Raw genomic sequence first — 12,816 nt, 5'->3', positions numbered from 1 at the left:
CCTTCATCCGCTATGCCCTCTTGAGCATCTCTATTACCTCGCTCATCTTTGGCCTCTGGGCGGGGTTCGGGTGGGTAGTAGCGAGGATTATTGGGCGGAACCTCTCGGGCACGTCGCCTAGATTCCTCCCGTAATAGCTGGCGTAGATGTTCTTAGCCCTGTTTATTGCTTCCTGGTAGCCTACAGACCCGGACAGCATCTTGCTCACAGCCTCGTCCATCAGCTTGATCACCTCTGGTGGGTTATAGGTCACTCCCGTGAGGGCCTTGTACAAGGTGGCCCCAAAGGCGTAGACGTCCATGGAGGGCTGCGCCCCCCTCCTAGTTATCGCTGCCTCAACTTGTTCTATTGGACAGTACTCGGCTGTGTACTCAAAGAATGACTCTCCTATTCTTCTGGCTGAGCCCAGATCCCCGAGTTTCACCACCGTCCTCCCGTACTTCAGGTTCTCGAGTACCTCCTCTCCTAAGTTGCCCGGAGGGACCTTGAAGAAGACGTTCTGGGGCTTGACGTCCAAGTGGACGTACCCAGTTGTGCCCTGCAACTTGGGGTTGTGTATGAAGTCCAAGGCATACGCTATCCTCAGGAAAATCAACTTCACAGCGTCCGGCCAGTACTTTGACAGTATCACCTCCCTCTTTTTGATTAGGTCATTTAACGTTCCTCCTTCCGTCAGTTCCATGACTATTGCTGGGGGAGACGTCAAGTAGTAGGAGGTCTCGCCGTTTTCGATGCTCTTTATGGTGTTGACGTCTATGAAGGTACCGAATATCCTCACTATTGCGTCGTTGTTCTCAGACAGTTCCTGCAACTTGGAGGACTCCTTTGACAAGTCAACAAAGGTAGTGAAGCTCGCCCTAGTTGCCTCCTTCTGAGCCCCGGACAGTTTTGGTATCTTGATTGCGTATCTCTCGTTTCCCCTAACGCCTTCAAGGACGTAGGAGGTGCCACCGGAGCCCAACACTCTGGTCACCCTATAGCCGTAGAGTTCCCTACCTAGCCAGAGCTCTGGTTTCCAATGGTCTAAGGGAGGCGCCTTCAGTTGTTGAGGCTGTGGCGGTTGCGGTGGTTGTTGCGAGGTCTGCTGAGGCTGGTGGTTCCCGTAAAGCCTAGCCATTATCTGCTTTGCCTTTTGTGCCCTTATGTCCCTAGTGCCCTTTGAGAGTATAAAGCCAGCGAGCTTCTCTGCGTACTCTTGGTCTGTGGAAGCTAGGACTTCGAGGATCTTGTCAGCTGGCGCTGGCAGGACGTTTTTGCTTATCATGCAGTCCACTGAGTATCTTAGGAGTTTGCCGCACTTGCTATAGTCAATCCTGAAGTTGTCCTGCATCCATAAAATGGCGTTGCAGTTCCTGCTAGAAAGCACTTCCAAGAAGACCTCAGTCTCGGAGATGCCGTAGCTCTTGAGCATGTTCAGGTAGTTCCTGGCTATGCCGTAGTTCCCCTGGTTCAAAGCCTTCAGAGCCTTGCTCTCTAGGGCATATGGGTCAAACAAAAGGGGCGAGTTTACCCCTACCACGTAGAGGTACGCTAAGGGCAAGGGGGAAAGGAAGTAAGGTGCAGGCCACGTAATCGTGAGGTTAAGGATATTGAGCGACTTAAGGGCTTGGTAAGCAATGTACAACGATATCGCCAACGCCAACGCCGCAGGCACTAATCCCAGTTCCCTCTTGACAACTGAGACGAAGCTGAGGAAACCGACCACGGGCAATAGGTAGACCAAGGCTGAAGGTACGCCCCACAACGCCGCGAAGGACGCTATCCCAGCAAGGGAGACCGCTACTGAGGGTAAGGTAACGTCTATCTCGGGCCTCCCAGTCCTAAACCCAGGTCTCAGCGACGCTAAGGTCGAGCCTAGGAGCACTCCAAAACTGGATAGTAATCCTATCTCGTCTAGGTAAGTGTTTTGCCCACCCAAGAACGCGAGGACTGGTAGGTCGCTAGTCTGCGAAAAGCTTGGGGGCAGAGGTCTCAGCGAGTACGTTAGGAGGGGCAAGAGGACCGGTACGGAGCCTAGGAGAGTAGCTATGAGGGTCTTTAGGCCTCCCCTTTTCCTAACTAAGACAGGTAGGACTAGGGAGCTCCCGAGGAAGAACAGCAGCGAGAAGACAAGCTGTTCGTCGTTAAAGATCATATGGCTCTTGAAGATCACTATTCCAGGCACGGAGATCCCTATGGATACTAGCAGGGCCGAACCCAACGCCTTAAGGTAACCGGAAATTAGGCCAGAGAACGCAATAAAGGTAAATATCAAAATCAGCTCTACTTGGAGCCCAAGTTTCAATACAGTAGTGAGCGCCAAACTGTCATGGGAACTGGTTACGACGCTCCTGTATGAGTGGGCGTAGTATGTCAGGGACAGGAAAGCGAAGATTAACGTAAGAACGAATCCAACAACTTTGAAACTCCTTGATACCCCGTTTACAACAGCAGACTTCTTAGGTCTAATGGGCAACTTGCTTCACGAAAATCTTTCTTCTCAAATTATAACTTTTGCCTCTTTCACGTTCTTTTCATGGCTCCACGTATTACTCCCTAAGCTCAATAATCATTTATTTCGTGAGTATATAACAATGTAATATTAGTTAAATACAATTTTTAAGGTTATAATGAATGTTAATCCTACACATTCAAGAAAGTTTTATTATTTGTGACAGCAGTTGATTTATCTTGATCATGAGTAAGGCTAGGGAGGTTTCTCGCCAAGAACCCAAGAGGACAATAACCTTTAGGGACATAGTTTTCCTTTCTTTGGGGGGCCAGTCCCCTTTCCTAAGCGTGCTCACCTATGGCGTGGTGGCCTTCGTTATAGCCGGTCCCTTTGGTCCAGTAGCGATTATCCTGGGGACGTTATTGGTGTTAGTTAACGGGCTAGTGGTCTATAAGCTCTCAACGAGGTTCACCGAGTCCGGAGGGTACTACACGTACGCGTTCTACTCCCTTACGAAGAGACTTGGCTTCGAGACAGGCTGGGTCTACCTCGTCTACTCTACTCTTTACGGTGCGGCGTATGTGCTGGGCTCAAGCTACGTGGTTTCCCACGTCCTGCCAGTGAGCCCTTGGCTCGTGGCACTACTCATATTTGGAGTCTCGTCCGTCTTTGCGGTTCTGGGAATTAAGCCCACTGCGAAGTACGCGGTGGTAGCTAGCTTAATAGAGATCTCCATTATGGGCGTCCTGGCTGTGCTTTTCTTAAGGTCTACCAACTTCACCTTTTACAACCCCTTCAGCTTCCACATCCCAATATCGCAGTTGACGTTGGCGATACTCTTCGGCTCAAGCATACCTACAGGCTACGGGTCAATAACCCCTCTCTCCGGAGAAGTAAAGGACCCAAAGAAGACAGTGCCTTTAGCCATAATTACCGTTATCCTGTTGGGGGGACTTTTGGCTTCCTTTGACGTGTACGCTATCTCAGACCACTTGATATTTTACCACATTTCGGCCAACAATGTGGACTTCTTGAGGTTGATAGAGGACAGGTTGGGGATAATTACCTTGATTTTCGTGCTTTTCGCTGCGGCCAACGACGGAATACTCGCTACTCTCTCCTTTATGTTAGCTACTTCGAGGACCGCCTACTCTATGGCGGTGAAGGGATTTTTGCCCGAAAGTTTGGCTAAGTTTGAGCCTTCAAGGGGACCCTTAAACGCGGTTCTGTTGACTGCTCTGCTCTACGGCATCTCGGTGTTCCTAGGCCTTGACTTGGCCTCCGGAAACGCCTTCCTGGCGTTTGAGGCAATAGGCGAAATCGCAGTCCTTTCCAACTTGTTTGTGCACCTTGCTTCGGACTTCTCCCTCTTGAAAATATCCACGAAGAGGTTCAGGAAGAGGCTTCCGGAGATCTCGCTGAGTGTGGGAGCGGCTGCCTTCACTATTTATAATCTAGTTTACTCAATAAGCGGCTCCACCCCTAGTTTGGTGTACGCCTTCATGACGTTCATAATTATGGGCTTCTTGGCGGCAGAGGTAATTTACATGAGCAAGGAAGAGCAGGAGGAAAGCTGAAAAACAACTTTTTATTTTCTAAAGTTTAAAAACACCTATGGCCAAGATATTCGTTATTTCCACGGCAGGAAAGGACGACATAAATAGGGCAACTATGGCTATAAACTTCGCCCTTGGAGCTAGGAAGAACGCCAATGCCGCAGTGTCCCTCATGTTCTTAGGAAGGGGTGTGGAGACCCTGCTCAAGAACGCGGCTAACGCAGAGCAGATGAGGAAGTTGGTAAACGACATGATAGAAGCTGGGATCGAGGTAAGCTACTGCGGTATATCCCTCAAAAACCTAGGGTTAACTAAGGACTTGATTTTCGACAACGTAAAGGAGGTAATGGGCGGAGTGGAGACCGCGAGAAAAATAGATGAAGGGTATGCCGTTGTCTCTTTCTAAGAGAGCGTTTTTATTTCCTCTACTACAGCTTGCAACACGTTTGCGTTCTTTCCTATGGCGTATGTTAAGTAGTTGTTGTACTGTGCCACTATAGCGCTCGTAGAGTTAAACTCGAACGAGAGGTACTTTGCTCCATCTATTGACCCCGTTGTGTAGTTCTCTGTGACGTTTTGTGTATGTGACGCTATTGACGAGAACGCCTCCTCAGCGTCGCTCGCGTTAGCAAACTGGCTTACTCCCAAGGTCAAGTAAGAGGTAGTGTTGGTGTAGAATCCTATGTAGCCAGAAGATATGGTGGCGTTAAGCCCTATCTTAGACAGTATAGAGGTGTCGTTGACGTACCCCCACCCCGCTAGTTCCATGCTGAACTTAGGTAAAATGTCCGGGGGAGTCAGACTGAGGGTGGAGTTCTTTACCAGGGAGTTCACTTGCTCTATGAGGAGCTGCGCTGAGTAGTTGACGTTATTTAAAGTGCCGTTCAACAACACCCCCACGAAGACGGAGCCGTTAAACCCCAAGGCAATCCCCGCCCCAGAGTAATCACCGTAGAAGTAACTGAAGCTCTCGTAGTTGCCGGTCTTTTCAACGGTGAAGTTTAAGCCCAGCAAGGGTATTAAGGCGTATATGTAGTTCCTGTTTAGGGATGGGTTAAGTTTTGCGAAACCAATAACTGCAAAAGTAGAGGAGTTGTGTTTCACTACTTCAAATGCCCCTTCTTCAAACGTGACGTTGCCGAGGTTGAAGCGCGTGACGTTTACGTGTCCTGACGTTAAGGGAAGTCCGCTCAAGTTGTTCACTTCAAACCACGCCGCCACATAGAATGGGGTTATTCCTGTCACTCGCTCAGCGTACTTGGGGTCTTGGGACAGCGGCGTTGGTGCTTGTGGGGAGTTGGTTTGCGTAGTAATAATGCTAGGCGTCTTAGTTGGGGCTGACACGTGGGAGGAAGGGTGGTAGGTAAGTATCTCGTATACCCCTACGGAAATCAAGATAATGGCTATTATGCCCACTATAACGTTGGCTCTCATATATTCTATTGCTTTGGATATCTGCATTATAAAACTTCTGCTTTGGATATCTGCATTATAAAACTTCTTCAAAGTCCCTATACTTTTTTACTTTTTTGAATTTTTAGCATCTTATCGACGTGTCAAATATCTTTTAATTTTCTATATAATGAATATAATCAAAGTTTATAAACGCTGACGTCATCATTAAATTATGGTCTTATCCAAAAATATTATACTGATGTTGATTTTTCTCCTGTTAGGGATTTTGTTCCCGAGTTTTGTAGGGATAGGTCTTGGCTCTCAAGTACAGTACGTGGGACCTCAGCTACTGGGCAACGAGATCGGTCCGCTCAGCCCTAGTGCTCAAGTCTGCATCGAGGTTTTTGTGCCCCCTAAGAACATGAACGAGCTCTACTTTGTAGCTCAAGAAGTTGTAAACCACCAGATAAAACCTCTGTCAAACTCGCAGTTGGTCTCAATGTTTGGGCAACAGCAGCAGGTAGACGAGATTGCCCAAGGCTTTGAACAAGAAGGGTTCCAAGTGGTGTACGAGAGCCCCTTCTCTGTCTTCGTGCAGGCGCCTGCAGGCACTGTGGAGAGCCTATTCTCAACCCAGTTCTACTTGTTCAACAACAGCGGGGAAGTGTACTACAAGCCCGTGGTAACCCCTAAGGTACCAGAGTTCCTTAAGGGCGTCGTAATCGGGGGGTTGACTAACTTCACCTTAATTAGGCCTCAGCACTTTGTTGTGGGCAAGGTAGAACACGGAGCCCTAATCCCGACTTCCCTACAAGGGTTGCCCACTTTCCAGTTCTCCGCCTTATACTACACCCCAAAGGACTTCGAGGGCGCCTATAACGTCACAGGAAATAAGCCAGGATATAACGTCACTGTGGCAGTAGTCGACGCCTTTGGGGATCCGGAGATCTACCAAGACTTGAAGGCCTTTGACAAGATGTTTGGCCTACCTCCAATTAACTTGACCGTGATCCCAGTGGGCCCATACCATCCAATATACGGCATCTTCAATGGCTGGGCCACCGAGACCGCGTTGGACGTGGAGATGGTTCACGCAATGGCACCGTACGCCAAAGTCGACTTAGTCGTGGCCTCAAACAACGGGCCGGCATTGTTTGAGGCAATAGACCTCATAGTTAGCGAGGACTTGGCGCAAGTGGTGAGCATGAGCTGGGGGGCCCCGGAGAACTTGTACTCCGCCTCAGGCTTCTACGCAGTAGTAGATGGGGTTCAGTTTCCCAATTACCCCTACCTTGACTACTACTTCATGCTGGGCGCAGCGGAGGGAATATCCTTCTTCGCGGCATCAGGGGACGAGGGAGCTTATGGGGGTACCTTGACGACGTACGGTGGAGTGTTATTCCCGTCCTCTTCTCCGTTTGTGACCGCTGTGGGAGGTACCTCACTTTACGTTAACGTCACCTCCGGCTACTTGTCGTCCTATAACTCTACTGCCACCTACGGTTACGAAACTGCGTGGAGCGTCGACCCGTGGCACGCTGGTATAGGGACAAGTACTGTAAGCTCCACCGGAGGCTATAGCACCTTCTTCCCAGCGCCGTGGTACCAAATGCCCGTTACCCACTCCAAGTTTAGGACTACCCCTGACGTTGCTGCGGACGCCAACCCGTACACCGGTGGTGTGATAATAGTGGATGGCCAAGAGGAAGTTATAGGAGGGACTAGCATGGCCACTCCCTTGTGGGCTGGGGCAATAGCTGACGTGGACTCCTACCTTGGGAAGCCCCTCGGTCTAGTGAACCCCCTGCTTTACGCGATTTACGAGAACAAGACCTTGTATAGCGAGGCCTTCCACCCAGTTACGTTTGGTTACAACGGCAAGTACAGCGCCAACGACTCCTATAACCTAGTAACTGGACTAGGTAGCCCCAACGTGGGAGGCCTCGAGAGGGCAATATCCTACCTGCTAAGTCACGCTACTCACTTGGACGTGTCAGTGGGCACTTTCGAGTCCGGAGTTCCCTACCCCTGGTACATGTACGGCTCCACCTTTACCGTGGTCGCCTATATCTCTACGCAGGGAGGAAGGACGGTAACTAATGGCTCCTTCAACGCGTACATCTACACGTTGGACGGCTTCCTGGCGAAAGTCCCCTTGATCTTTAACGGCACGTACTGGGTCGGGAACTTCACGATATCTCCCGGAGACCCTCCCAACGTCTGGAGCGTAGTTGTCAATGGAACTGCCTACAACGAGTCTGGTGTTGGAGTGGCTGACGTGGACGTGGGCGAGTCAGTAAACATCCTGACGCCAGTTGGCAGTTTCCTGCCCATCGACGAACCAATAACAGTGGAGGCGTGCATCTATTATCCCAACGGCACGCCCGTGACCTCTCAGACCTTCACTGCGTATTTCATCCAGAACGGCGTGAGCTACGCTAACGTCACCCTCCTCCCGACCACCACGCCTGGGCTCTATAAGGGCGTTACAGCGTTCCTACCCCCGACCCCACAGGGGACTTACATATTGGTAATTAACAACACCTACGGCAGTACGTACACTTTCGACTACGTGGGAGGGATCATAGAAGGCCTAGTCTTTACGCCCATAAACGACGGGCTACCCTCAGCTGATCCAGGGCAGAACGTGACAATATTTGGGCTTGCGGTAGGTTCTAGCGGTCTTGGGATATTCACCTCTAACATGACTGCCTACATCTACAACCCAGACGGTAGGCTGGTCGCCTCAGTGCCGATGGTCCCAGCACCGGAAGTACCCCAGTTCGGCATCATAAACGCATTCTTCTTCCACGAGGCCAACTTTAGTATTCCAAGTAACTTCACTCCCGGGTTCTACACCGTGGTCATTGAGGCCAACGTACCCACGTCAGTGGGTACAGAAGTTGCAAACTTCACAACCTCTTTCTACGTGGGTAGCTCCACGCTTACTCCAGAGGTGAGGGGAGTGACTACAGCATACGAGGGCCAGAACTTGGTGGTCACAGCTAACATAACTTACCCCAACGGCACCGAAGTAAAGTACGGCGAGTTCTCGTTGACCTTGTTCCCATCTCAGTTCTCCTTCGCTTCGCTTGTAGTAGAGTTCGACACCTACGTGCCCATGCAGTATAACTCAGCACTTAACGAGTGGGTGGGAGTGTTTACAGTGCCCTCCGTGCTTAACGACTACACTGGCTACTCAGACTTCTACGAGGGGGCAAACCCGTACGAGCTGTCTGGCCCCTGGAACCTCGTAATAACTGGGGTCTCTGCAACAGGGCATAACGTATACTACTCCACCTTCCTGAACGTCATGCCCTACACGTACCTAGGAAACCTAGTTGTTGAGACTAAGAACATTACCGCGGTACCGCTCTTGACCTTCAATGGCACCACCTACGTCTTGGACAACGTCTACGTAAACTCGCTAAAGGTAAGCGGAGTGGGCGAGATAGTACTTGAGGACTCCATAGTCGGCGAGCTCGACGCGTACAACTCGACCGTAGTTGTAGAGGGCTCTAAGGTAACCCAAGTTAATGCCATGAGCTCTAACGTGACCTTTATCCAAGACACGCTCGGCGGGAAGATGATAGCCTTAAGCCTAACCTCCTCTACCGCTAAGCTGATAAGCTCCGTGATCGAGGACTCCTCTTACGCCTTTAACGTCAGCAACTCCGTTGTGATGCTGGAGGGAGTCAGCGAGGTCAACGTAATAAACGAGTCGACCCTGCCCGAGCCCACAGTAACTTACGTGTCTCCAGTGAACGTGACTACCGGTACTTCGACCGTGACCGTCAACGTCACTGGAGAACAGCTTAAGGTCACTTCAGTGGAGCTCGACGGTAGTCCAGTAAGCTATTCCGTGAGTACTACTAGCAGTGGAGTATCCATATCAATCCCCTTCAACGCCTCCAAGTTGCCCGACGGGCTCTACACAATAGAGGTGACTGTGTCCGACGGGCTAAGCTACACCTTGTATGCTAACATCTATAACTCCTACCACGAAGTGGTCTCCAGTAGCCAAATAAGCTCCCTGCACAGCTCCCTTAACTCTGTGGGCACTGATAGTTACGTCGGGATAGGCATAGCCTCAGTTGGCCTAATCATAGGGATAGTTGCGTTGTTTTTGTCCCTGAGGAAGAGGGGAGGTGAGTGAAATGAAGAGGTTGGCCCTAATCTACTTGTTGTTCCTCTCCCTGGGGGTCTTTTTATTTGTGACCCCAGCTAACTCAATCTCCACTACCCCAGTACCTCAACATCCCTTCATACCAACTAACGTTACTGTCAGCTCTGCAGTGCCCTTCAAACAAGACCCAGCCTTCTACTCATTCGAGGCGTACCACCTACAGCCCCCAAACGTGACCCCAGTGAAGGTGGTAATAGCTAAGGACTTGATCTTCAACGACACTGGGCTCAAGCCCTACTACCTCCACGTGTACGTACCTCCTGGGAGCTACTCCATGGAAATACTCAACGTCACTATTAAGGAGTTCAACGGGACGCAGTACGATAGACAAGTTTACGTATTTGCAGACGGCGTCCCAGTTTTCTGGGGCTCCACACAGGAGATAAACAACTCCACCGCTGAGGCAGACGTTACCATGTTCGAGAACCTGCTAAGGGGAAACGTCACCTTCGAAGCGGTCATACAGAACTACTACGACGCGAAGGTCGGCATAACTGGCCTTTACGAACTTAACATGACCCTCTACTTGTACCCCGGGCCACAGCCAAAGGGATTGCCAAACGCCTTCATACCGCTCTTCGTGAACGCCACTGTACCTTACAACTACTCCTACGTGGTTTTAAGCCCCTTGGAGGACTCCTACACTTCCACCGTAACCATCCCTAATGGTACATACAAGGTACAAGCGTTGATCTACGAGGAGGGAGGGGGACTTGACGAGTTCTGGTACACGAACGAACCTGCAACGAGGAGCATACTGGTCTACTATGACTCCCACTTGGCGGGCGTCGTCAACCCTTACGAGACCATATACACTGGAGGGATTGATCTATTCTACTGGAAACCGTTAACCTCCATAGACACGCTGTCCTTCCACAACCCCTATGTCATAGACTTAACGCCTATGTTGGCGTACGGCGAGCAAGCTAACATAACCGTGAGCGTCACCAACCTCGTGACAGCCCTCCAGCTCACCGGGACTCCGGATTACTTCTGGGACATAGCTGGAGTCCTAATGCTGTGGGTCAACAGCTCCAACCCCTTGGTGGACTCCACTGTGATCACGGAGTACCAGAGGTTCCTAGACAGCACTCCCATATTTAACCAAGGTTTCGTGGGATTCTACTACCAGGAGGGAGGGAGCTACCTGTTGAACTACACCTCAATGCTTTACTTCAAGCACGGCTACGAACTCGCCTCCACAGTACAAGAAGGGAGGTTCTACGCTTATCAGACGTTCAACAGCATATACGAGCTAGCCAACTTGTCGGAGACCTTCACGGAGTACGCAAAGGACTCTGGTATGTACAACTACACTCTCGCAATCTCGGGCAGTTACCCCATCTCCATGTACGTTGACTTCTTCGCGACGCCAATAACAAGTCCCAGCGTCATACCCTATAACTTGAGCTTCGAGCAACTGGGGAAGATACGCCTAGGGCTAAACTACCACTGCGCCTACTCCTTCAACGGCTACAGCATTAGCTCCAACACGGTGGAGAACTTGAAAGCAAAGGGAGGGTTCGGAGGGATACTGGAGGTAATAAACAGGTATGGAGGCGCGGTCGTCGTGAAGTTGACGTTCAACAACGCGGTCACGGCTAAGAACTTAAACTTCACATACTTAGTAAACGGAAAGGGCTTCGACGAGCTCTTCTCTGCAGAGGGAATACAGAACAGCACTGTCAACTTAAACGGTTACTACAAGTACGTGAGCGAGGAGTTCTCAAGCGCAGGTGACCCTAGCCCAACCCAGTTAGTAACCTTGACGTATGCGGTTTACCAGGAGGTGTCACCGTTCTTCTTCAGAGAAATGAGAGTCCTCTACGTCTTCGTCAAGGTATAAGTCTTCTTCCTCTTCCTCCTCTTCCCTTTGGCCTCCTTTACCTTGTTCCTCGCTCTTCCCCTTTTTCCTCTGGTACTCCTTCCTCGACTTCTCCTCCAAGTCCACATACTGCTTTGTGGCCTCGTTTAAGGCGTAGCCTAGCCGGTGGTATAGGAGGGCTGCCTCCGACTGCGATAGCTGGAAGGCGACCCTGTTTTCCCCGTCGTCGATCACGAGCAAGAACCTGGCCTCCTGCGGGAACCCCTTGTCGTTTACAGTCGCGTCGTCTATCAGTAGCTCGAGTACCTTGGTCTTCGAGTCCTTGGTGAACCTAGGTACCCTGAGTATTCTTTTCATGATGGATTTTAAGCTCCTTGGAGTAAAATGCTTTCATGACGCTGGGCAAGATAGGGAGGGACGTGTTCGACAAGGTGATCTACCCCAACCTCGGCGCAGTGAGGAAAGAGGTAATAGTACCGCCAAAGAACGGCGTTGACGTTGGAGTCATCGACTTGGGGGACGGGAGGGTGTTGGTCACCAAGACCGATCCAGTTTTCATAGTCCCCCAGTACGGCTTCAGGAAGGCGTCTTGGTTCGCAGTGCACATCCTCGCAAGCGACTTAATGACGTCCGGCATACCTCCCCAGTACGCCTTGATAGACCTAAACCTACCGCCCAGTATGACGGATGAGGAGTTCGAGGAAATGTGGAGGGGGATCTCAGACGCGTTGAAGGAGATCGGCGTAATGGTAGTAGGGGGGCACACAGGGAGGTACGAGGGGGTCAACTACCCAATGCTCGGAGGGTTCACAATGTTGGGTATAGGGGAGAAGGACAAGCTGGCAAATCCCTCCAAGGTAAGGCCAGGGGACAAGGTAGTAGTCACGAAGGGGCCAGCAGTGGAGGCTACTGCCCTCCTAGTGAACACCTTTCCAGAGTACTTCAAGCAGAGGTTGCCCGCTGACGTGTTCCAGGAGGGGTTGGGCATGTTCTGGAAGATGAGCTGTTGGAAGGACGGGTTAGTGGCGTCAAGGGTCGGGGTGCACGCTATGCACGACGCAACTGAGGGGGGCCTCTGGAACGCGTTGGTAGAGGTGGCCGAGGCCTCGAACTTGAGGATAAGGGTGTACAAGGACAGGATACCCATGTATAGGGCGGTGGGGGAGGTAACCAAGATGGTGGGGATCGACCCATTCTCGTCCATAAGCGAGGGGACCATGGTCATAGTGACCGACAGGGCTGAGGAGGTCAAGGAAGCCCTCGTGAAGGAGGGAATTGAGGCGGAGGTGGTAGGGGTCGTGGAGGAAGGGGAGGCCGAGGTATTGGTCGACGGAAAGAGGATAGAGAGGCCCAGCTACGACCCTTTCTGGGTCGCGTTCAGCGAGCTCTCAAGCAGGACTTAACTCACTTTGATAAACCCTCC

General features: G+C 51.1%; 8 protein-coding genes. 5 read left to right on the top strand and 3 right to left on the bottom strand.

The annotated features are described in order from the left end of the window. Positions 1 to 10: 10 nt before the first annotated feature. A complete protein-coding gene (locus MPF33_00275) occupies positions 11 to 2,455 on the bottom strand; it encodes a protein kinase (GenBank protein MCI2413680.1) in 2,445 nt (814 codons plus the stop codon). A 221-nt stretch (positions 2,456 to 2,676) separates the two neighbouring features. Here MPF33_00275 and MPF33_00270 point away from each other — a divergent pair, with 221 nt between their 5' ends. Together MPF33_00270 and MPF33_00265 are read left to right on the top strand one after the other, a co-directional pair. Then, positions 2,677 to 4,008, top strand: coding sequence for an APC family permease (locus MPF33_00270; GenBank protein ID MCI2413679.1), 1,332 nt, complete (start codon positions 2,677 to 2,679; stop codon positions 4,006 to 4,008). 37 nt (positions 4,009 to 4,045) lie between these two features. Then, the gene (locus MPF33_00265) at positions 4,046 to 4,393 is read left to right on the top strand and encodes a DsrE family protein (protein MCI2413678.1); all 348 of its coding nucleotides are present in this window, start codon (positions 4,046 to 4,048) and stop codon (positions 4,391 to 4,393) included. On the opposite strand, the gene MPF33_00260 is transcribed toward MPF33_00265, so the two are convergent. Continuing rightward, complete coding sequence (locus MPF33_00260; GenBank protein MCI2413677.1) at positions 4,390 to 5,448, bottom strand: hypothetical protein; 1,059 nt, start codon at positions 5,446 to 5,448, stop codon at positions 4,390 to 4,392. The genes MPF33_00265 and MPF33_00260 overlap by 4 nt on opposite strands. Before the next feature lie 166 nt (positions 5,449 to 5,614). Here MPF33_00260 and MPF33_00255 point away from each other — a divergent pair, with 166 nt between their 5' ends. Further along, positions 5,615 to 9,538, top strand: a complete 3,924-nt coding sequence (locus MPF33_00255) for a protease pro-enzyme activation domain-containing protein (GenBank protein MCI2413676.1) — start codon at positions 5,615 to 5,617, stop codon at positions 9,536 to 9,538. Position 9,539: 1 nt separating this feature from the next. Next, positions 9,540 to 11,414, top strand: a complete 1,875-nt coding sequence (locus MPF33_00250) for a glycopeptidase (GenBank protein ID MCI2413675.1) — start codon at positions 9,540 to 9,542, stop codon at positions 11,412 to 11,414. On the opposite strand, the gene MPF33_00245 is transcribed toward MPF33_00250, so the two are convergent. Beyond that, positions 11,361 to 11,750, bottom strand: a complete 390-nt coding sequence (locus MPF33_00245) for a hypothetical protein (protein MCI2413674.1) — start codon at positions 11,748 to 11,750, stop codon at positions 11,361 to 11,363. The genes MPF33_00250 and MPF33_00245 overlap by 54 nt on opposite strands. Positions 11,751 to 11,785: 35 nt before the next feature. Between MPF33_00245 and MPF33_00240 the strand changes: the two genes are divergently transcribed. After that, on the top strand, positions 11,786 to 12,796 hold the full coding sequence (locus MPF33_00240) for an AIR synthase family protein (GenBank protein MCI2413673.1): 1,011 nt from the start codon (positions 11,786 to 11,788) through the stop codon (positions 12,794 to 12,796). Positions 12,797 to 12,816 lie beyond the last annotated feature (20 nt).

The organism is Candidatus Aramenus sp. CH1, assembly GCA_022678445.1.
In the GTDB taxonomy this organism is placed as follows: domain Archaea; phylum Thermoproteota; class Thermoprotei_A; order Sulfolobales; family Sulfolobaceae; genus Aramenus.
Note: the sequence above shows the minus strand (reverse complement) of the source record. Positions and strands in the feature narration are given on the sequence as shown.

Coding starts and splice junctions, on each gene's coding strand:
- MPF33_00270 (MCI2413679.1), top strand. CDS start 2,677: ATGAGTAAGGCTAGGGAGGTTTCTCGCCAAGAACCCAAGAGGACAATA.
- MPF33_00265 (MCI2413678.1), top strand. CDS start 4,046: ATGGCCAAGATATTCGTTATTTCCACGGCAGGAAAGGACGACATAAAT.
- MPF33_00260 (MCI2413677.1), bottom strand. CDS start 5,448: ATGCAGATATCCAAAGCAATAGAATATATGAGAGCCAACGTTATAGTG.
- MPF33_00255 (MCI2413676.1), top strand. CDS start 5,615: ATGGTCTTATCCAAAAATATTATACTGATGTTGATTTTTCTCCTGTTA.
- MPF33_00250 (MCI2413675.1), top strand. CDS start 9,540: ATGAAGAGGTTGGCCCTAATCTACTTGTTGTTCCTCTCCCTGGGGGTC.
- MPF33_00245 (MCI2413674.1), bottom strand. CDS start 11,750: ATGAAAAGAATACTCAGGGTACCTAGGTTCACCAAGGACTCGAAGACC.
- MPF33_00240 (MCI2413673.1), top strand. CDS start 11,786: ATGACGCTGGGCAAGATAGGGAGGGACGTGTTCGACAAGGTGATCTAC.